This is a genomic window from Phyllobacterium calauticae (genome assembly GCF_019991125.1).
GTDB classification, from domain to species: domain Bacteria; phylum Pseudomonadota; class Alphaproteobacteria; order Rhizobiales; family Rhizobiaceae; genus Phyllobacterium; species Phyllobacterium calauticae.
In genome coordinates this window covers 345,970-365,500 of sequence record NZ_JAGENB010000001.1, presented here as the reverse complement: position 1 = coordinate 365,500, position 19,531 = coordinate 345,970, and the positions used below count along the sequence as shown (strand labels likewise).

At 61.4% G+C, this 19,531-nt stretch carries 17 protein-coding genes and 1 tRNA gene; 15 read left to right on the top strand and 3 right to left on the bottom strand.

Features of this window, described 5'->3' with window-relative positions:
• Window positions 1-76: 76 nt before the first annotated feature.
• From J1W56_RS01970 to uraH, 7 genes are all read left to right on the top strand, one after another.
• The gene (locus J1W56_RS01970) at window positions 77-664 is read left to right on the top strand and encodes a biotin transporter BioY (protein WP_308526419.1); all 588 of its coding nucleotides are present in this window, start codon (window positions 77-79) and stop codon (window positions 662-664) included.
• A 33-nt stretch (window positions 665-697) separates the two neighbouring features.
• The gene (gene puuE / locus J1W56_RS01965) at window positions 698-1,654 is read left to right on the top strand and encodes an allantoinase PuuE (RefSeq protein WP_404927774.1); all 957 of its coding nucleotides are present in this window, start codon (window positions 698-700) and stop codon (window positions 1,652-1,654) included.
• Window positions 1,651-2,151, top strand: coding sequence for an ureidoglycolate lyase (locus tag J1W56_RS01960; protein ID WP_223611493.1), 501 nt, complete (start codon window positions 1,651-1,653; stop codon window positions 2,149-2,151). The genes puuE and J1W56_RS01960 overlap by 4 nt, the downstream gene beginning before the upstream one ends.
• A gap of 66 nt (window positions 2,152-2,217) precedes the next feature.
• A complete protein-coding gene (gene xdhA / locus J1W56_RS01955; protein ID WP_223611492.1) occupies window positions 2,218-3,633 on the top strand; it encodes a xanthine dehydrogenase small subunit in 1,416 nt (471 codons plus the stop codon).
• Window positions 3,630-5,975, top strand: a complete 2,346-nt coding sequence (gene xdhB / locus J1W56_RS01950; RefSeq protein WP_223611491.1) for a xanthine dehydrogenase molybdopterin binding subunit — start codon at window positions 3,630-3,632, stop codon at window positions 5,973-5,975. Before xdhA ends, xdhB begins: the two co-directional genes overlap by 4 nt.
• Window positions 5,962-6,465: a 2-oxo-4-hydroxy-4-carboxy-5-ureidoimidazoline decarboxylase gene (gene uraD / locus J1W56_RS01945; RefSeq protein ID WP_223611490.1), complete on the top strand. Its 504-nt coding sequence runs from the start codon at window positions 5,962-5,964 to the stop codon at window positions 6,463-6,465. Before xdhB ends, uraD begins: the two co-directional genes overlap by 14 nt.
• 10 nt (window positions 6,466-6,475) lie before the next feature.
• Window positions 6,476-6,832: a hydroxyisourate hydrolase gene (uraH, locus tag J1W56_RS01940; protein WP_223611489.1), complete on the top strand. Its 357-nt coding sequence runs from the start codon at window positions 6,476-6,478 to the stop codon at window positions 6,830-6,832.
• Between the two features lie 61 nt (window positions 6,833-6,893).
• Here the strand turns inward: uraH and J1W56_RS01935 are convergent, their stop codons facing one another.
• Entirely contained in the window at window positions 6,894-8,069 is a 1,176-nt protein-coding gene (locus J1W56_RS01935) for a DUF2793 domain-containing protein (RefSeq protein ID WP_223611488.1), read from the bottom strand.
• A gap of 253 nt (window positions 8,070-8,322) precedes the next feature.
• On the opposite strand from J1W56_RS01935, the gene J1W56_RS01930 reads away from it, so the two are divergent.
• Window positions 8,323-10,191 (top strand): nucleoside-diphosphate sugar epimerase/dehydratase, encoded by a 1,869-nt coding sequence (locus J1W56_RS01930; RefSeq protein WP_223611487.1) that lies wholly within the window; start codon window positions 8,323-8,325, stop codon window positions 10,189-10,191.
• Window positions 10,192-10,277: 86 nt separating this feature from the next.
• Entirely contained in the window at window positions 10,278-11,201 is a 924-nt protein-coding gene (locus J1W56_RS01925) for a glycosyltransferase (protein WP_223611486.1), read from the top strand.
• Here the strand turns inward: J1W56_RS01925 and J1W56_RS01920 are convergent, their stop codons facing one another.
• On the bottom strand, window positions 11,202-12,203 hold the full coding sequence (locus J1W56_RS01920; RefSeq protein WP_223611485.1) for an MraY family glycosyltransferase: 1,002 nt from the start codon (window positions 12,201-12,203) through the stop codon (window positions 11,202-11,204).
• A 176-nt stretch (window positions 12,204-12,379) separates the two neighbouring features.
• Here J1W56_RS01920 and J1W56_RS01915 point away from each other — a divergent pair.
• Window positions 12,380-12,454: transfer RNA gene (locus J1W56_RS01915), tRNA-Gln, on the top strand.
• A 46-nt stretch (window positions 12,455-12,500) separates the two neighbouring features.
• On the opposite strand, the gene J1W56_RS01910 is transcribed toward J1W56_RS01915, so the two are convergent.
• Window positions 12,501-13,469 carry an NAD-dependent epimerase/dehydratase family protein gene (locus J1W56_RS01910; protein WP_223611484.1) on the bottom strand — a complete coding sequence of 323 codons (969 nt, stop codon included), beginning with the start codon at window positions 13,467-13,469 and terminating at the stop codon, window positions 12,501-12,503.
• Window positions 13,470-13,896: 427 nt separating this feature from the next.
• On the opposite strand from J1W56_RS01910, the gene J1W56_RS01905 reads away from it, so the two are divergent.
• The 5 genes from J1W56_RS01905 to rbsK all read left to right on the top strand — a co-directional run bounded on the left by J1W56_RS01905 (window position 13,897) and on the right by rbsK (window position 19,503).
• Window positions 13,897-14,940: an autoinducer 2 ABC transporter substrate-binding protein gene (locus J1W56_RS01905; protein WP_223611483.1), complete on the top strand. Its 1,044-nt coding sequence runs from the start codon at window positions 13,897-13,899 to the stop codon at window positions 14,938-14,940.
• 74 nt (window positions 14,941-15,014) lie between these two features.
• A complete protein-coding gene (locus J1W56_RS01900; protein ID WP_223611482.1) occupies window positions 15,015-16,514 on the top strand; it encodes a sugar ABC transporter ATP-binding protein in 1,500 nt (499 codons plus the stop codon).
• On the top strand, window positions 16,511-17,488 hold the full coding sequence (locus J1W56_RS01895) for an ABC transporter permease (RefSeq protein ID WP_223611481.1): 978 nt from the start codon (window positions 16,511-16,513) through the stop codon (window positions 17,486-17,488). Before J1W56_RS01900 ends, J1W56_RS01895 begins: the two co-directional genes overlap by 4 nt.
• Window positions 17,489-17,505: 17 nt before the next feature.
• Window positions 17,506-18,501 carry an ABC transporter permease gene (locus tag J1W56_RS01890; RefSeq protein ID WP_130268883.1) on the top strand — a complete coding sequence of 332 codons (996 nt, stop codon included), beginning with the start codon at window positions 17,506-17,508 and terminating at the stop codon, window positions 18,499-18,501.
• 72 nt (window positions 18,502-18,573) lie between these two features.
• On the top strand, window positions 18,574-19,503 hold the full coding sequence (gene rbsK / locus J1W56_RS01885; protein ID WP_223611480.1) for a ribokinase: 930 nt from the start codon (window positions 18,574-18,576) through the stop codon (window positions 19,501-19,503).
• The last annotated feature ends 28 nt before the right edge of the window (window positions 19,504-19,531 follow it).

The window sequence follows — 19,531 nt, the reverse complement described above, 5'->3', positions numbered from 1 at the left end:
GCGCATATTGCGCTGCGGCGTCATCCCCAATATACCCTTTTCAACGCATGGCGAAAGCCGATCCGGAGGATAGAACATGATTGCTGCCCAGACCCGTTCCCTTGCTGAAACCTTCCAGCCGGAAGGCCAGCTTGCCAAAGCCGTATGGTTTGTCTCGCTTGCCCTTGTCGGCACGGCGCTGATGACCCTTGCGGCGAAGACCAAGATCGACATGGTTTTCGTCAATGTCACCATGCAGACCTTCGCCGTTTTCGCCATTGCCGCCGCCTATGGCTCGCGCCTGGCCGTTGCCACCATGGCGCTTTACCTGCTCGAAGGTGCGCTCGGCATGCCTGTTTTCACCGGAACGCCGGAAAAGGGCATCGGCCTTGCCTATATGGTCGGCACCACCGGCGGCTACCTCGTCGCCTATCTCGCCGCAGCCTGGGTTGTCGGTCTTGCCGCTGACAAGGGCTTTGCCCGTAACCCCGTTGTCATGGGCGTTGCCATGCTCGCCGGTGAGGCGATCATCCTCAGCCTCGGCTTCCTCTGGATGGCTTACCTGCTCGGCTTCGAGAAGGCTTTTGCCTTCGGCGTCGGCCCGTTCATCGTTGCCGATATCCTGAAGCTGGCGCTGGCAGCCGCTATTGTCCCGGCCGTCGGCTCGCTGCTCAAGCGCCGCTGATTCCTGCTCTTTGCACCCCCTCTGTCCTGCCGGATGGAGGGGGTGCCGCATTGTCTGTTGGAGAGGCACTCCGTGTCCGATTACCCCCGCGATCTCATCGGCTTCGGCCGCAATACCCCAGACCCGAAATGGCCGGGCCATGCCCGCATCGCCGTGCAGTTCGTGATCAATTACGAGGAGGGTGGCGAAAGCTGCATTCTCGACAACGATCCGGCGTCGGAAAACCTGCTCTCGGAAATCGTCGGTGCGGCGGCGTGGCCGGGACAGCGCAATCTCAACATGGAATCCATCTACGAATACGGCTCCCGTGCCGGCTTCTGGCGGCTGTGGCGCATCTTTACCCGCCGCAACCTGCCGGTCACGGTCTATGGCGTGACGCTGGCCATGGCCCGCAACCCGGAAGCGGTGGCCGCCATGCAGGAAGCCGATTGGGAAATCGCCAGCCACGGCCTGCGCTGGCTGGAGTACAAGGATTTTCCGGAAGACATCGAGCGCCAGCACATCCTTGAAGCCGTGCAGCTGCACACCGAAATCACCGGCGCGCGCCCGCTTGGCATCTATCAGGGCAAGCCCTCGGACAACACGCTGAAGATCGTCATGGAAGAGGGCGGTTTCGTCTATTCGGCCGACAGCTATGCCGATGAACTGCCCTATTGGGTGAAAGGGCCGAAGGGTCCGCATCTGATTGTTCCCTATACGCTCGATGCCAACGACATGCGGTTTGCCACGCCGCAGGGTTTCAATACCGGCGACCAGTTTTTCACCTATCTCAAGGACACGTTCGACGTGCTCTACCGGGAAGGGCAGGAAGGCGCGGCCAAGATGATGTCCGTCGGCCTGCATTGCCGTCTTGTCGGACGCCCCGGACGGGCGGCGGCGCTGGAGCGGTTCCTGGATTATGTGCAGGGGCACGAGGCTGCCTGGGTGACGCGCCGCATCGATATCGCGCGCCACTGGCATGAGCATCATCGCCCGGACAGTGCCGTATGACCATCCCTCTGCTTGCCGTCCAGCCGCTGACCCGCGCGGCGTTCGAACCCTTTGGCGATGTGATCGAAACCGAGGGTGCCGACGTACGCCTGATCAACAATGGCACCACGCAGCGTTTTCACGATCTGGCCCATGTCGATGTGACCGGGGCAGAGGCGCGGGTTCTGATCAATATTTTTCGCGGACAGGCTTTCGCCCCGCCCATCGACATCGCGATGCTCGAGCGCCATCCCCTCGGCAGCCAGGCATTCTATCCGCTGCAGGACCGGCCGTTTCTTGTCGTCGTGGCCGAAGACGATGCGGGCCGTCCGGGTCAGCCGAGGGCGTTCCTGGCACAGGGCAATCAGGGCGTCAATTACGGCCGCAATGTCTGGCATCACCCGCTGATTTCGCTGGAAGCGGCGTCGGATTTTCTCGTGGTCGATCGCGGCGGTGCAGGGGACAATCTTGAAGAGTTTTTCTTCGGGGATGTGGTTTATCGGATCGAAACGGTCTGAACCACGACACCACGAACTTCCCTCTGCCCCTTGACGCTTCATCGCTGCCGGATGAAGCTGTGCACCATGTCACAAACGATTAAATTTTTTCTCAATGGTCAAAAACAGCTGGCGTCGGTCCGGCCGGATATGACGGTGCTCGACTGGCTGCGCAGCGCGCCACGCCTGACGGGAACCAAGGAAGGTTGCGCCGAGGGCGACTGCGGCGCCTGCTCGGTGCTGATCGGCGATCCCGCTGGTGATTCGGTGCGCTATCACGCTGCCAACAGCTGCATTCTCGCCATGGGTCAGCTCGATGGGCGGGCGATAGTCACCGTCGAAGGCCTGAAAACTGAAATCCTGCATCCCGTACAGGCGGCAATGGCGGAAAACGGCTCGTCGCAGTGCGGCTTCTGCACGCCGGGCATCGTCATTTCGCTGGCCGGCCTTGCCGCCAGCACGGCACATCCCGGTGACCACGAAATCCACGATGCGCTGGCGGGCAATCTCTGCCGTTGCACCGGCTACCGCCCCATCGTTGAAGCCGCCCGCAAGGTGGCAGGCGCTGGCGGCGCCCCGATACCGAGCCTTGAGGTGACGGCATTCGCCGAGATGGAGCCGCAAAAGGCGGTATCGGCCGATGGTTCGACCTTCCACCAGCCGCAAACGCTGGCGGACCTTTTGCAACTGCGCAAGGACAGACCGGATGCCCTGCTGCTCGGCGGCGGCACCGATCTCGGCGTGGCGCTGGCCGATTATCATACGGATTGGGACGAGGTCATTTCGCTGGCGCATGTGCGGGAAATGCGGGCCATCGGCGAGACGGACAATTACCTGAGTTTCGGCGCTGCCGTAACCTGGGAGGAGGTGCTTGCGCGCGTTGCCGGTTCCTATCCGTCCTTTGCCACGCTTATTCGCCGTTTCGGCTCGACCCAGATCCGCTCCATGGGAACCATAGGCGGCAATATCGGCACCGCAAGTCCCATCGGCGACGGCCCGCCTGCCTTGATCGCGCTGGGCGCCGACGTGGAATTGGCCTCGCTCAACGGCCGCCGGTTCATGGCGCTGGAGGATTTCTTCCTCGACTATCGCAAGACGGAGCTGCGGGCCGACGAGGTGATCGCATCGGTCTCCATTCCCAAGCCGAAGCCGGGGCAGGATTTTCGCGTCTACAAGATTTCCAAACGCTACGATCAGGATATCTCGACGGTCTGCGCCGCCTTTTCCGTCACCCGCGAGGATGGTCAGGTCCGCAGCGCGCGCATTGCCTTCGGCGGCATGGCAGCAACACCGCGCCGGGCGGTGGCAGCAGAGCAGGCGCTGGTCGGCACGCAGTTCGATGCGAAAGCGGTCGAAGCCTGCGCGGCGGCGATCACCGCTACGTTCAAGCCGCTCGACGACTGGCGCGGCAGCGCGGATTACCGGCTGCAGGTGGCAGCCAATCTGGTTGAACGGTTCTGGCGGGATGTCTCCGGCGAGACCGTGGAAGTGATGGCGCTATGACCGACAACACGCCCCATACCGTCCAGCGCAGCATCGTTGGCAAGGGCATTGCCCATGATTCCGCCGCACGCCATGTGGCGGGCGAGGCGAACTACATTGACGACATGCCAGAGCTGCCGGGCACGCTGCATGCGGCCTTTGTCCTTTCGCCGGTCGCCCACGGGCGGCTGAAATCCATCGATCCGGCGCAGGCGCTGGCGATGGAGGGCGTGGCCGGTGTCTGGTGGGCCAGGGACGTGCCCGGCCACAACGAGGTCGGCCCGATCCTCCATGGCGAAACGCTGTTCGCCGAGGATATCGTCGATCATGAAGGGCGGGTCATCGCCGTCGTTGCCGCCCGCGATTTCGAAACGGCCTATCGCGCCGCGAAGAAGGTCAAGGTCGACATCGAACCGCTGGAGCCGGTGCTGGATATCGAGGAGGCCCACCGGCGCAGGAGCTATGTCCTGCCGCCGCAGGAAGTCATCGACGGCGATGCCGCGACGGCGATTGCCGGTGCACCGCATGTTTTTTCCGGCACGCTGCACATGGGCGGGCAGGATCACTTTTATCTGGAAACCCAGATTGCCTATGCCATTCCCGGTGAAAATGGCGAGATGCTGGTGCACTCCTCGACGCAGCATCCGACTGAGGTGCAGCACCATGTGGCGCTGATCCTCGGCCTGCATGCCAATGCGGTGGAATGCCAGGTGCGGCGCATGGGCGGCGGTTTCGGCGGCAAGGAAAGCCAGGCGACGATCATCGCCGGGGCGGCGGCACTGGTGGCTGCCAAGACGGGAAAGCCGTGCAAGCTGCGGCTGAAACGCCGCGACGACATGGCGGGAACCGGCAAGCGGCACGATTATGTGGCCAACTGGAAAGTCGGTGTCGATTCACGCGGCCGCATTCGCGGGCTGGATGTGGAATATCTCGCCCGCGCCGGAAACCTGCCTGACCTCACCGGCCCTGTCATCACCCGCACGCTGACGCATACGGACAATGCCTATCATATTCCCCATGCCCGCTTTATCGGCCATGCCTGCAAGACCAATACGGTTTCCAACACCGCCTTCCGGGGATTCGGCGGGCCGCAGGGCATCCTGACCATCGAGAACATCATCGATACCATCGCGCGGGAACTGCAGCTCGATCCCAACAACGTCCGCGCCATCAACTATTACGGCGATGAAACCGGCGCGGTGACGCCCTATGGCCAGCCGGTGGAAGACAACCGGCTGATTGAAGTGACCGAAGCGGTGCTGGCCTCGGCCGACTGGCGCCAGCGGCGCGCCGAGATCGATGCGCATAACGCTGTCAATCCGGTCATCCGCCGGGGGCTGGCGATGATGCCGGTCAAGTTCGGTATTTCCTTCAACCTGACCTCGCTCAATCAGGCCGGTGCGCTGGTGCACGTCTATCTCGACGGTTCGATTTTCCTCAACCACGGCGGCACGGAAATGGGGCAGGGCCTGTTCGTCAAGGTGGCGCAGGTCGTGGCGGAAGTCTTCCAGGTCGAGCTCGACATGGTGCGCATCTCCTCCACCGCGACGGGCAAGGTGCCTAACACCAGCGCCACGGCCGCATCGACCGGCTCCGATCTTAACGGCATGGCGGCCTTCAAGGCGGCCACGGCGATCAAGGCGCGCATGACCGCCGTTGCCGCCGAACATTTCGGCGTGCAGGAAGGGACGATCGTCTACCGCGAAGGCCGTGTTCACGCCGACAACGAATCCATATCCTTCGGCGAGCTGGCCAAGATGGCTTGGCTCAAGCGGGTGCAGCTGTCGGAGGCCGGACATTATGCGACGCCGAAAATCCATTGGGACGGCAAGGCGATGAAGGGCCGGCCCTTCTTCTACTTCACCTATGGCGCGGCGGTGACGGAAGTGGCCGTGGATACGCTGACCGGCGAGACGCGCTGCCTGCGCGCCGATATCCTGCAGGATGTCGGCTCGCCGCTGAACCCGGCGATTGATCTCGGCCAGATCGAGGGCGCCTTTGTCCAGGGCATGGGGTGGCTGACCTGCGAGGAACTCTGGTGGGACAAGACGGGCAGGCTGCGCACCGTCGGGCCGTCCACCTACAAGATTCCCGGATCGCGCGATGTCCCGCCGGAATTCAATGTGCGCATTCTCGACAACGCGCCCAACCGTGAGGAAACGGTGTTCCGTTCCAAGGCCATCGGCGAGCCGCCGCTGATGCTCGGTGTCTCCGTCTGGCTCGCTATCCGTGATGCCATTGCCTCGCTGGCGCAGGGTGCCGTCGCTCCCCGGCTCGATGCGCCGGCGACGCCCGAAAACGTGCTGCGTGCGGTGAACGCACTGAAACAACGCATGAAGAAAGATGCCGATGACTCTCGATGAACTGAACGATGCCGCGCCTGAAACCTTCGTCAAGGCGCTGGGCGGTATTTTCGAGCATTCGCCGTGGGTTGCGGAAGCCGTGGTGCCGCTGCGGCCCTTCGCCAGTGTGGAACTCCTGCACGCGGCCATGGCCGGTGCCGTCGACAAGGCCGGGCAGGTGGCGCAGCTTGGCCTCATCCGTGCCCACCCGGACCTCGCAGGCAAGGCCGCCCGCCAGGGCAGCCTGACGGTGCACTCGACCAGCGAACAGAAGGGCGCCGGGCTTGACCGGCTGACGGATGGCGAATTCGACGAATTCCACCGGTTGAATGACGGCTATCAGCGGCGGTTCGGCTTTCCGTTCATTCTCGCCGTGCGCGGTCATGACAAGCATTCCATCCTGGCCGCATTCAGGACGCGGTTGCAGAACAATGCCGGCGAAGAGGTGGCCGAAGCCTTGCGCCAGATTGCCCTGATCGCCCGGTTCCGGCTCGACGATCTGCTAGCCTGAGAGGTCATCCATGGGAAAACTGTCCACACATGTGCTGGATACGGCGGCCGGGTGCCCTGCCGCAGGCATGACGTTGAAACTGCATCGGATCGATGCGGATGAGATCAGGCATCTGCTCAAAACAACAGTCACCAATGCCGATGGCCGTACCGATGCGCTGCTGTTGCCGCCCGGCGAAATGGCGGTCGGGCGCTACGAACTCAGCTTCTTTGTCGAGGCATATTTTCGGGCAAAGGGCGCTGCTTTGGCGGAACCCGCCTTTCTCGACGTGGTGCCCATCCGTTTTGCCATCGCGGATGTGGGGGCGAATTACCACGTGCCGCTCTTGGTGACGCCATGGTCCTATTCAACCTATCGCGGCAGCTGAGGAAAGTTTTGCAGTGCAGTGGTGAGCTTGTCGAACCACGCACGATAAAAACCAGCGCCGCTCATCCGTAAATCCCGATCACATTGAATCGCCTGCGCTCGTCAGCTTTGAAGATGAGCAGATTGCCGGATGATACCGGTGAAGCGATGGGGCATGGGATTGTCACATCCCCGCCCGCACCGTTGCCCAGCAACACCCCATCCTGCGGAAAGGCCCCGCCGAGCTGCTTTTGCATGAGCGGCGAGATATCGAGAGCGATGGTCTGATTGGCCGGATCGGCCGTCTGGATCGCATCGCCCGCGACCCATGGCCGGATATGGGCGGGATCGCTGACCTGCAGCTGATCGGCAGCGGTATCCCATTTCGCCCAGGCCGACTGGGCCGGCGATTTGCTGGTGTTCCAGATGCGGACCATCGCCACGCCGCGCATGCCCGTGGCAAAGATGCCCGCCGCCGCCTTGCCTTTGAGGGAAAGCAGGTCGGCGGAGACGGACGCACAGACAGCGCTGCCGGCGGCGGGTTCGAGAACGGCGGGACCGCCGCCATCGGGCAGGAAAATCAGCCCGGACAGTTTCTTGCCCGTCCTTGGCTGGACGATGCCACCGGGAAACTGCACGGCCCCGGTTCTGCCGTCGGCAAGCAGGATATCCCGCCAGTCCTTGCCGTCGATGCTGGCCTTGATGGAAAAATCCCGGTTCCAGATCGTGCCGATCTCGACGCGGCCCTGATAGGCCGACTGAAAAAGAATCGATGCGAGCTGCTGGTCGCCTGCCTTGTTGATTTTCAGCTGATGCCCGCTGCCCGCATGGTCGAACAGCGAGGCGGGGCTCTTCACGCTCAGGCGGTTCGTGTCATCCGCCTGCGCTTGGATGCCGACGCGGTCGACGGGATTTGTTGCCGGACGGAAATCGGTCCACTGTCCCTGATTGAAAATTGCGAGGCAGTTCTCGGCAGCAATCCATGCGCGCCATCCGTCCTGCGGCTGGAGAAATGCCCACGCGCCATCCTGCCACGCCGCGATCTGCCCGTCCTTGCCGCCCCACGCACCGGACGCGCCGGATGCGATGCAATACCGGTTGCCTTCCCGCGGCTCGGCCGGCGGCTCCTTGAGTGTTCTGCTGACCACGCAAAGCTGCACGAGGGCATCCAGTGCCCGGATGGCCTCATTATGGGTGACATGCTTCTGGGCTTGCGATGGTGCGATGTAGGGGAGCTGAAGGTTCGGTGTCTGGTCCATGGGGCGTTGTTCCATCGTTGGAAAAAAGCCAAGGATAAACGCTGCCAGTCTGTGTTGGATAAAGTGGCTGAAAGGACAACCGCCAATTGACCGCCAGACGATGATTGCATTTATGTAACCCTATGTTACTGGTCTTGAAACTATTGGGGAATCTAAGGATGAGCATCTCCATCTCACAAATGCCTCAAATTGGACTTTAAGGAAAATTGCAGTTTCTCATGTCACCCAGGCATTCCGTAAGCACCGAGGATCAATGAAATTGGAAAATTTTCGGCAACGCATCGCCATGATGCCGCGTCGTTACAAGCAGGTGCTCCTTGTCAGCTTCGACATGGTGGTGCTGACATTTGCGGCCTGGTTCAGCTACGTGCTGCGGTTCAACACCCTGTTTATGCCCAATACCGAGCAGGCGATGCTGATGATCGCTGCCCCTCTGATCGCATCGCCGGTGTTTATCCGGTTTGGCCTTTACCGGGCGGTTATTCGCTATCTGCCCGACAAAGCCATCTGGACGATGATGCAGGCGGTGACCTTTTCGGTGATCATCTGGGTGGTTGTCGCGTTTCTGACCCAGATGACCGGTGCCGAAGGCGTGCCGCGCGCCGTCCCCTTTTTGTATTGGGTCCTCGCCGTTGTCCTGATCTGCGGCAGCCGCTTTGCGGCCAAATGGCTGCTGTGGAGCCCGATTCGCGAAAAACTCCTGGCCCGGCAGTGCCTGATATTCGGCGCCGGCGATGCGGGGCGGCAGCTGGCCAATGCGCTGCGCAGCCAGAACGAGGTTTTCGTCGCCGGTTTCATCGATGACGATGCCACGCTGCATGGCATGGACATCCTCGGCATCCGCGTCTACCCGACCGCGCAGATCGAAGATCTCATCGATAATTTCGGCATCAACGAAATGATCGTGACCACCTCGTCCCTGAGCGGCAATCAGCGCCGTTTGCTGATGGGCAAGCTCAAGTCGCTCAATGTCAAGGTGCGCATCCTGCCGGCGATTTCCGACCTGACGGCCGGAAAATACATCGTCAGCCATCTGCGCGATATCGATATCGATGATCTCCTGGGGCGTTCGCCGGTGCCGGCCCACCCCGACCTTCTCGACAAGACGGTGGAAAACCGTGTCATCCTGGTGACCGGTGCCGGCGGATCCATCGGCTCGGAACTCTGCCGGACGATCGTCAAGCTGGCCCCGGCCAAACTCGTGCTGTTCGATGTGAACGAGCACAGCATCTATCAGCTTCACCGCGAACTCGCCGGTATCAGTGATTGCGTTCTGGTGCCTGTCCTTGGCTCGATCAGCGATGGCCCGCTGCTCAAGGTGGTGCTCGATCAGCACAAGGTGGAGAACGTCTACCATTGCGCCGCCTACAAGCATGTGCCGCTGGTCGAGGAAAACGTCGTCGAAGGCGCGCGCAACAATGTCATCGGCACCGATGTTCTGGCGGCCGTGGCCCGCGAGGCGGGTGTCCGCAATTTCGTCCTCATCTCGTCGGATAAGGCAGTGCGCCCATCCAATGTCATGGGTGCAACCAAGCGTTGGGCCGAGCTAATCGTGCGCTACCATGGCGACGTGGCGAAGATGCGCGGCACCGGCCAGATATTCACCTGCGTCCGCTTCGGCAATGTCATCGGTTCCAGTGGTTCTGTCGTTCCGCTGTTCCGCGAGCAGATCGCCCATGGCGGTCCGCTGACGGTGACCCATGACGAGATGACCCGCTATTTCATGTCCGTCCGCGAGGCGGCGGAACTGATCATTCAGGCCGGCGCATTGTCGGAGGGCGGCGACATCCTGCTTCTGGAAATGGGAGACGCCGTGCGTATCCGTGACCTCGCTGAAAACATGATTCTCCTGGCGGGGCTGTCGGTGAAGGATGCGAAAAACCCCCACGGCGACATTGAGGTCGTCACGATCGGTATCCGCGACGGCGAAAAGCTGCATGAGGAACTCTTCTACGATCCGACGGGTGTTTCGGCGACGAGCCATTCCAAGATTCTGCGCGCCAAACGGCGGGTGGCGCCGGTCGATCATCTGCCTGCAGCGGTCGACGAGCTGCGCGGGCTGATCGCGCAACAAAACCCGGATGCCGTGCGGGCCCTGCTTTTCGAGAACGCCGTCAGTTAACACGGGACCTCAATCTCGGCCAGATTCCCGTGCAGAAACAGCTGCACTGGTTTCACCGAAACAGACACGAAGCGGGATAGCGGTTGTTGAAAAGGGCTCCATCATCAGGAACGGTTGCCGTCCTCCTGGAAACCTTCAATGGTGCCGCATGTCTCGACGCGCAATTGGCCTCCATCGCCGCGCAAACCTATCCCGATATCGATCTGTGGGTCTCGGACGATGGATCGACGGATGGCAGCCGGGCGATCCTGCAGCAATGGGCACGGCGCTGGACCAAGGGCCGGGTGACCCTGCTGCACGGCGCCGGTGAAGGGCGAAGCGAAAACTTCCGGTCGCTGATCACCAATCCGGCCATCGAGGCGGAATATTATGCCTTTGCCGATCAGGCCGATATCTGGGAGCCGGAAAAGCTTGCCGCCTCCATCCGCTGGATCGAGCACAATGCTTTTGCCGTGCCATCCCTCTTCTGTTCGCGGACGCTTACCATCGCTGAAAATGGCGCCATCGTCGGTTCGTCGCCGCTTTATGCGCGCCCGGCGGAATTCCGCAATGCACTGGTCCAGAACATCGCCGCGGGCAGCACGATGCTTTTCAACCGCAAGGCGCATGATCTTCTCGCGGCGTCGTGCCGGACGACACAATTTTCCAGCCATGACTGGTGGTTGTATCTGATTGTATCCGGCGCCGGTGGCGTGGTGCATTTTGACCCGCAGCCGCTGGTGCGGCACCGCCAGCCCAGCCGTGGCGAGGGCTGGCAGGGGCGCCTGGCTGCCTTGCGCGCCCGCTTCGCCGTCCGGTTTGCCGATCGGGCCGATCTCAACATTCAGGGGCTGGTGCGCAACCGGGATCTGCTGACGGCCGAAGCACAGGCGACCTGCGATCTCTACTGGAAGGTGCGATCCGACAACGTCATCCGGCGCATTCTCGCCCTGCATCAGTCGGGCGTTTACCGGCAGACCCTCCCGGGCCAGATCGGGCTTTATCTCGCCGCCATCTTCCGCAGGCTCTGATCAGGCCACTGTCCGTCTGCGAAAGCGCAGCAGCACGGCGCAAACGCATACAACCGCCACCACAATACCGGTCAGGCGGACCGGAATGCTGGTGGAACTCGCGGCAAATGCGCAGATGCCCAGAACGACATTCAGTGCAGCCACGGTCAGCACCACCTGCCACACGCTCCATCCCGCGCGTTTGGCAACCTGATAGGCATGTTTGGAATGGGCGGCGAAAATATTGTCGCCCTCGAGCAGGCGCTTGATCAGCGTCGTCGTGGCATCGGCAATGAAAAACAGCGGCAGGATCAGTCCGGTGGCAATGCGCATGTCGTGGGCGACCATGAAAAAGGCGAGGCCGCACAGCAGCCCCAGCGGCAGGCTGCCGGAATCGCCGAGAAAAACCGTCGCCTTGGGGCGATTGAACAGGGCAAAGCCGCAGAGCCCCCCGGCTATGGCCGCTGCGATGCTGCCGCTGGCCATGCCCGCCAGGCCGAAGGCCGCGAACCCCGCGAGAAAGGCAAGCGGAATGCCCATTCCGGACACGACCATCAGGTCGAGGCCGTCCATGAAATTGGTCAGGTTGATGAAATAGACCAGCGCCAGAACAAGCAGGCCCCGCTCAAGCAGGACCGGGAAAAAATCCGGCAGCAGGCGGAAATCCGGCCCGAGGCCGTAAACGCAAAGGCAGGCGGCGATCAACTGCGCGACGATCCGGATGCTTTCCGGCAGGTGATGCCGGTCGTCGAGCATCCCCGCGATCCAGAGGATCAGCGCACCGATGGACGCGGTGACGAGAAAGCGCTGGTCGAGACCCATCCGCGCGCCGAACAGCCAGAGGAGCGCCACGACCACCGGCACGATGGCAAGGCCGCCAAGCTGGCGTGCAGGCTGGGTGTGGTTTGAGCGTTCATTGATTCCCGCGGCCAGGAAATGGCTGGGCAGCAACCGGATGAGAACGGCAAGAAGCACGGCGCTGGCAATGGCGGCAAAGACAAAGACGGTGAGGATCGGCGACAAGGCAGCGGCACCCTTAATCTGGAGCTTGGCGGATTGTTCACACCCTTGTCATGAAAATAATGCCGAAACAATTGTGAAAGAGCGACAAACTGGGCAATCATTCACGTTGCGCAAGCTGGAACCAGAGGTTATAAGGCCGCGCTGTCCTGCGGTGCAATGCACCCGCATCGGCATTTTGGGGCGTAGCCAAGTGGTAAGGCAGCGGTTTTTGGTACCGCCATTCCCTGGTTCGAATCCAGGCGCCCCAGCCATGTCACAGCAATATCCAAGTCATTGAATATATTCATATAACCGGAATCAATCGCGTGCGGCTGCACGGCTCGCAGGCAAAACCGACTGCGCGATCCGCAAGCCGGAATCAACAGTCGGTTCCCAGCCGGTTGATTCCAGCAGGGCGGCGCTTGCCACGAGATTGCCGTTGAGTGTTTGCCAGCGCTGCTGCTGGCCGGTCACGGCAGCGGCGAGATGCAGGAGTCCGGCGGGAATGCCGACCAGTCCGGCATCCCGGCCCAGGCCATGCCGGATCGCCGTGACGATTGCCGCTGCTGTCATGGGCCTCTTGTCCGCGACGATATAGATGCCCCCGTCCGTGTTCGTGCTGCACAGGCTGTGCAGGATGGCGCGGCACAGCGCCGAGCGGTCAAGCACCGAGCGTTGTCCCGTCAGTGACTGCAGCGGCAGGGGTATCTTGCGGGCCGCGAGCCTGATCAGCGCCGCCATGTTGCCCTTCACGCCGGGCCCGTAGACAAGGACGGGACGCAGGATGGTAAAGTTGCGCCTCGGCATGGCCGCGGCGATTTCCGCCTCGGCGGCAAGTTTTGCCCGGCCGTAATCATCGCTTGGCCGGGGCGGCGACAACTCGGTGACGAGACCCTCCTGCGTGGCCCCCGATTGCGCCCGGATTGACGAAAGGAACACCAGTTTGCCGCTGATCGCCTGATCCGCAGCCCTGGCGAGTTTGGCGGCGAGGACACAGTTCACATCGTGGTAGAGCTGTGCCGCCTCCGGCAGCCGCGTGTGGGCGATGGCGGCCAGATGCACCACATGATCGAACCCGGCGAGCAGCCGCGCGAAATCTTCGTCTGGGGCAGCGGGCGAGGGCAGAGGAATCGTTTCAATCGGGAGGGTCGCCGGGCTCGTCGATGAGCGCGAAGCGCCGGTCACCTGATAACCGGCGGCCATGAGGTGCGGCACAAGCTCCTGTCCGATGAAGCCGGAAGCGCCCGTGACGAGGACCTTGCCCTTGACCATTGTGTGAAACCCCATTCCTAAACCTCACTCATATCAAGAGGTGTCGCTGCCAATCAATGCGCCAATCCATATTCAATGCGGGGAAAGCGGATTTCCTGCTGCGGTCGCGCAAAAATTCGTGACAATTCAATATCCCGATAAACATTTGTTCAATCTCGGCCGAGTCGTATTGACAAGTCCCGCATGATCCGAAATGTTGAATGAAACGTTTCATGAAGGCATGAATCGCAGGGAGAGGCACATTTGCGCCGGTTTGGGAGAATCTCGGGCGCAAATTGATCTGACAGTTTTTGGCATCGTACCGCGGCACCCATCGAGGGCGGACCGGTTTTGATGTGCATCGTCAGGCCAAGGCATTTTCCGCGACATGAGAAGGATTTCAGGGTGGGCGCTTCGCGCACAGCCGGGAAAATACAAGACAAAACCAAGGGAGGATAAACCTGTGAAGAAACTGCTCGCATCACTCGCCATCGTTGCGGCACTGGCCGCACCGGCCATGGCCGACAGCGCCGTCGATACATCCAAGGTGAAGAAGGAATACGTCACCTCCGCCAGCGGCAAGACCTATTCGATTGCCACGGTCGTCAAGGTCGACGGCATCGCCTGGTTCGACCGCATGCGCACCGGCGTTGCACAGTTCAAGGCGGAAACCGGCGCAGACGCGTGGATGGTCGGCCCGAGCCAGGCCGATGCCGCCGCGCAGGTGCAGATCGTTGAAAATCTGATCGCGCAGGGCGTCGATGCCATCTGCATCGTGCCGTTCTCGGTGGAAGCGGTCGAGCCGGTTCTGAAGAAGGCGCGCGATCGCGGTATCGTCGTCATCGCGCACGAAGCCTCCAACATCGTCAATGTCGATTATGAGCTCGAAGCCTTCGACAACAAGGCCTACGGCGCGAAGCTGATGGAAGTTCTGGCCAAGGATATGGGCGGCAAGGGCAAGTATCTCGCCACCGTCGGCAGCCTGACCTCGAAGTCGCAGATGGACTGGATCGATGGTGCCATCGAATACCAGAAGAAGAATTTCCCGGACATGTCCCTGGCAACGGAGCGTCTGGAAACCTATGACGATGCCAACCAGGATTATACCAAGCTGAAGGAAGCCATGACCACCTATCCGGATGTCAAGGGCATCCTGGGTGCGCCGATGCCGACCTCCGCCGGCGCTGGCCGTCTGATCGCCGAAGGCGGTCTGAAGGGCAAGGTCTTCTTTGCCGGTACCGGTCTGGTTTCCGTTGCGGGCCAATACCTCAAGAATGGCGACATCCAGTACATCCAGTTCTGGGATCCGGCCGTTGCCGGTTACGCCATGAACGAACTGGCCGTCATGGCGCTGGAAAAGAAGAACGGCGAGATCAAGGCCGGTCTTGATCTGGGCCTGCCCGGCTACAACAGCCTGCTCGTTCCCGATGCATCCAAGCCAAACCTGCTCTATGGTGCAGGCTGGGTTGGCGTAACCTCGGCCAATATGGGCGATTACAACTTCTGATCGCTATTGTTTGATGGCGGCGGGCGTCCCTATGGACTCCGCCGCCTCAACACTGTGTCGGCACCGGAGAAAGCATGAGCGAACACCTTCTGGAACTGAAAAATATCGGCAAGCGCTTTGGCGGCCTTGTGGCGCTGGATGCTGTCTCGCTCTCGATCAAGCCGGGTGAAATCCACTGTCTCGCCGGAGAGAACGGTTCCGGCAAATCGACGATCATCAAGATCATGGCCGGTGTTTACCAGCCGACCGATGGTGAAATCCTGATCGATGGCAAGCCGGTCTCCGGCATGACGCCTGCCCAGTCGGTGCAGCATGGCATTCAGGTCATCTATCAGGATTTTTCCCTGTTCGGAAATCTGACCGTCGCAGAAAATCTGGCGCTGAACACGCTGCTTCTCGAAGGCAAGCGCACCGTCAACTGGCGCCGTGTGCGCGAACTCGCCGAAAAGGCGCTTGCCCGGCTCGGCGTGACGATGGACCTCGACGCCGATGTCGAGACGCTGCCGACATCCGGCAAGCAGATCGTGGCGATCGCCCGTGCGGTCATGGCCGATGCGCGTCTGATCATCATGGATGAGCCGACGACGGCGCTGACCCGGCATGAGGTCGATGCGCTGTTCCGCATTGTGCGCGATATCCAGGCGCAGGGTATCGCCGTGCTGTTCGTCAGTCACAAGATGCGCGAAATGCTGGAGATCAGCGAACGGCTGACGGTCCTGCGCAACGGCAAGAAGGCCGCCGAAGGCCCGATCAGCGATTTCGATGAGCCTGCGATCACCCGCGCCATGACCGGTCATGACCTGACCGATCAGGTCTATCGCTGGCAGCCGACAAAGGGCGATACGCTGCCGCGTCTCGACGTGCGCAATCTCAGCATTGCCGGCAGCCTCGATGACATCAACCTGACATTGCATGCGGGCGAGATTGTCGGCCTGTCCGGCCTCATCGGCTCCGGCCGCACGGAGCTGGCCCTGGCGCTGTTCGGCATGCATCCCAAATTCACCGGAACCGTCAAGATCGACGGCACCAGCGTGCATCCGAAGACCGTGCAGGAAGCCATTGCCAGCGGCCTGGCCTATGTGCCGGAAGACCGGCTGACGGAAGGCCTGTTCCTGACCCAGTCGATCGAGCGCAACATGCTGGCGACATCGCTCGACAATTTCGTCCGGGGCCTGTTCATCGACCGCAAGAAGACGGCGAAGGCCACCACCGCGATGTTCGGTGCCATGCAGATTGCCGCGCCCGGACCCTATACGCCCGTCAACCATCTCTCCGGCGGCAATCAGCAGCGCGTCGTTCTGGCGCGCTGGCTGTTGACCGGGGCGCGGGTGCTCATCCTCAACGGCCCGACCGTTGGCGTCGATGTCGGTTCCAAGGCGCAGATCCATCGCAAGATCCGCGATCTCGCCACCCAGGATGGCCTTGCCGTTTTGATGATATCCGACGATGTGCCCGAGCTTGTGCAGAACTGCAACCGCGTCATCATCATGCACCGCGGCCGTTTCGTCGATGAAGTCGGACCTGATGCTTTGGATGAAGACACTCTAAACGACCGCCTGAAGGCCTTGAAATGACTCTGTTTCGCCGATCGGAATTCATCATCGCGTGCATCCTCTTTGCCGCCATGATCATCATTGGACTGATCAACCCGGCCTTCTGGTCGCTGGACAACCTGTTCGGGCTTCTGCGCAGCAATGTCATCATCGGCATCATGGCGCTCGGCGTTCTCGTGGTGATGATCTCGGGCGGCATCGACGTGTCGTTCACCGCCTTTGCCGCCGCGGCCATGTACCTGACCATCAAGCTGATGATCTATATGGGCTATGAGGGCGTGTTTCTGCCCTTCGTCGCGGCAACGCTGATCGGCCTGTTTCTCGGCGCGTTCAATGCGTTTTTCATCCACACGTTCCGGATGATCCCGCTGATCGTCACGCTGGGCACCGGCAGCGTGGTGCGCGGATTGCTGCTTGGCCTTGTCGGCACCAGCGTCATCAACATCGACAAGATGCCCCAGCAGCTGATCGCGTTCGCCAAGACCGATCTGGTCAGCCTGACCTCGGCCACCGGCACCAATTTCGGCCTGACGGCGATGATCCTGATCTATCTCGGCCTTGCCCTCGTCACCCACCTTTTCCTGCGCTACACCATGGCGGGGCGCAGCATTTTTGCGTTGGGCGGCGCGCCGGAAGCGGCGAGCCGTGTCGGCTTCAACACCCGCCGCACGCTGTTCTTCGTCTATTGCTTTGCCGGGGCGCTGGCCGGTTTTGCCGGTCTCCTGCACGGCTCGATGATCTGGCTCGCCAATCCGCGTGACTTTGCCGGGCTCGAACTCGATGTCATCGCCGCCGTCGTGCTCGGCGGCGCCTCGATCTTCGGCGGACGCGGCAGCGTCACGGGCACGCTGCTCGGGGTGTTCATGCTTGTCATGGTCAAGAACAGCCTGATCATCATGAAGGTCGACACCACGTGGCAGCGTGTCGTCGTCGGCCTGATCATTATCGTTGCGACAGCGCTGACCGCCTGGCGCGACCGCAAGAAACTGGTGTGAGAGCAGGGAACGTCATCATGCAAAACAGCTCATTCGCCAAGCGCATTTTCGGACAGGATCGCAACATCCTGCAACTGCTCGTCATCACCGTGCTCGTCTTCGCGCTGATGTCCTATCTCAACCCGGACAAGTTCCTGCGCTACTACAACTTTGAATCCATCACCTACATCATGCCGGAACTGGGCATCCTCGCCATTGCCATGATGATCGCCATGCTGACCGGCGGCATCGACCTCTCCGTGGTGGGCATTGCCAATCTCGCCGGCATCCTCGCTGGTGTGTTCTTCCATTCGGTGATTGTCGGAACCAGCCAGTCCACCGGCATGGTGCTGCTGTACACCGGCATCGGCGTCCTGATGGCGCTCGCCATCGGCCTTCTCGCCGGGGTGCTCAACGGCTTCCTCATCTCCAAATTGCGCATCACGCCGATCCTGGCGACGCTGGGTACCGGACAGATCTTTACCGGTCTTGCCGTGGTCCTCACCGGCGGCCCGGCGATTGTCGGCTTCCCGGATGCCTGGAACTTTATCGGCAATGGCAAGATTCTGGGCATTGCCACGCCGTTCATCCTATTCGTCATCGTTGCGGGTGCCGTCGCTGTCCTGCTGACGCGCACCACGCTCGGCGTCAACCTGATGCTGATCGGCACCAATCCGCGCGCCGCCATCTTTGCCGGTCTGCGCAAGGACCGGATGATTTTCTACTCCTACATGATGACGGGGCTGCTCGCGGCCATTGCCGGGATCATCCTGTCGGGCCGGACCAATGCGGCCAAGTCGGATTACGGCGCATCCTATCTCCTGCAGGCCATCCTGATTGCCGTGCTCGGCGGTACCAATCCGGCGGGCGGCAAGGGCAGGGTGCTCGGGGTTTCGATTGCCCTGATCGCGCTGATGCTGCTGTCCTCCGGCTTCCAGATCCTGCGTTTTTCCAACCACCTGATCGACTTCATCTGGGGTGGTTTCCTGCTGCTGGTCATCGCGCTCAACGCTTTCAGGAACAGCGACAGGTAGGGGCATGTTTCTTTCGTGAAGTCATTGATATAGAGCAATTTCAAACACTACGGATAAGGCAAGGAACATAATATGGCTCGTCGCATTGCAGTCGTTGGCAGCAACATGACCGATCTCGTCACGTCGATCATCCGCATGCCGGCGCCCGGCGAAACCCTGGAAGCACCGGCATTCGCCATGGGGTTCGGCGGCAAGGGTGCCAATCAGGCCGTGGCCGCCGCCCGGCTTGATGCCGACGTGATGATGGTCACCAAGGTGGGCGATGACGTGTTCGGCCAGAGCACCATCGACAATCTGCGGAACAACGGCATCGATATCAGCCATGTCGGCATGGTGGCCGGGCAGTCGAGCGGCGTCGCACCGATTTTCGTCGACGAAACAGGCGAGAATTCGATCCTGATCATCAAGGGCGCGAACAATGATCTCAAGCCCGCCGATATCGACGCGGCCGCCGAAGATCTGAAGCAATGCGACCTGATCCTGATGCAGCTGGAAGTGCCGCTGGAGACGGTCTACTACACCGCTGCCTTCGCCGAGAAACACGGTATCGAGACCATCCTCAATCCCGCCCCCGCTGCGCCCGATCTGGATGCCGCGAAGGTTGCCAAAGTCACCTTCGTGGTGCCGAACGAGAGCGAGCTGGCGCTTTTGACCGGCATGCCCACCGACACCGACGAACAGATCGAACAGGCGGCCCATGCGCTGATCACCCGGGGTATCCGCACTGTCATCGTCACGCTCGGCTCGCGCGGCGCGCGGCTGATCACCGCCGACAAGTCGACCATGATCGAACCGGTCAAGGTCAAGCCGAAGGACACGACCGGTGCCGGCGATGCTTTCATCGGCAGCTTTGCCCGCTTCTACGTCGAGACCAAGGAGCTGGAAGCCTCGCTGAAGAAGGCGGCGCTCTATGCGGCGGATTCCATCACGCGTCCGGGCACGCAGAAATCCTATGCGACGACGGCGGAGTTCGAGGCCTTCGTCGCTGCCAACAAGGCTTAAGGCCAATACCCGCTAGAATGAGGAAACA

What these genes read in the sequence shown, in the direction of transcription:
- J1W56_RS01970 (WP_308526419.1), top strand. Translation starts at nt 77, where the DNA reads ATGATTGCTGCCCAGACCCGTTCCCTTGCTGAAACCTTCCAGCCGGAA.
- puuE (WP_404927774.1), top strand. Translation starts at nt 698, where the DNA reads ATGGAGGGGGTGCCGCATTGTCTGTTGGAGAGGCACTCCGTGTCCGAT.
- J1W56_RS01960 (WP_223611493.1), top strand. Translation starts at nt 1,651, where the DNA reads ATGACCATCCCTCTGCTTGCCGTCCAGCCGCTGACCCGCGCGGCGTTC.
- xdhA (WP_223611492.1), top strand. Translation starts at nt 2,218, where the DNA reads ATGTCACAAACGATTAAATTTTTTCTCAATGGTCAAAAACAGCTGGCG.
- xdhB (WP_223611491.1), top strand. Translation starts at nt 3,630, where the DNA reads ATGACCGACAACACGCCCCATACCGTCCAGCGCAGCATCGTTGGCAAG.
- uraD (WP_223611490.1), top strand. Translation starts at nt 5,962, where the DNA reads ATGACTCTCGATGAACTGAACGATGCCGCGCCTGAAACCTTCGTCAAG.
- uraH (WP_223611489.1), top strand. Translation starts at nt 6,476, where the DNA reads ATGGGAAAACTGTCCACACATGTGCTGGATACGGCGGCCGGGTGCCCT.
- J1W56_RS01935 (WP_223611488.1), bottom strand. Translation starts at nt 8,069, where the DNA reads ATGGACCAGACACCGAACCTTCAGCTCCCCTACATCGCACCATCGCAA.
- J1W56_RS01930 (WP_223611487.1), top strand. Translation starts at nt 8,323, where the DNA reads ATGAAATTGGAAAATTTTCGGCAACGCATCGCCATGATGCCGCGTCGT.
- J1W56_RS01910 (WP_223611484.1), bottom strand. Translation starts at nt 13,469, where the DNA reads ATGGGGTTTCACACAATGGTCAAGGGCAAGGTCCTCGTCACGGGCGCT.
- J1W56_RS01900 (WP_223611482.1), top strand. Translation starts at nt 15,015, where the DNA reads ATGAGCGAACACCTTCTGGAACTGAAAAATATCGGCAAGCGCTTTGGC.
- J1W56_RS01895 (WP_223611481.1), top strand. Translation starts at nt 16,511, where the DNA reads ATGACTCTGTTTCGCCGATCGGAATTCATCATCGCGTGCATCCTCTTT.
- J1W56_RS01890 (WP_130268883.1), top strand. Translation starts at nt 17,506, where the DNA reads ATGCAAAACAGCTCATTCGCCAAGCGCATTTTCGGACAGGATCGCAAC.
- rbsK (WP_223611480.1), top strand. Translation starts at nt 18,574, where the DNA reads ATGGCTCGTCGCATTGCAGTCGTTGGCAGCAACATGACCGATCTCGTC.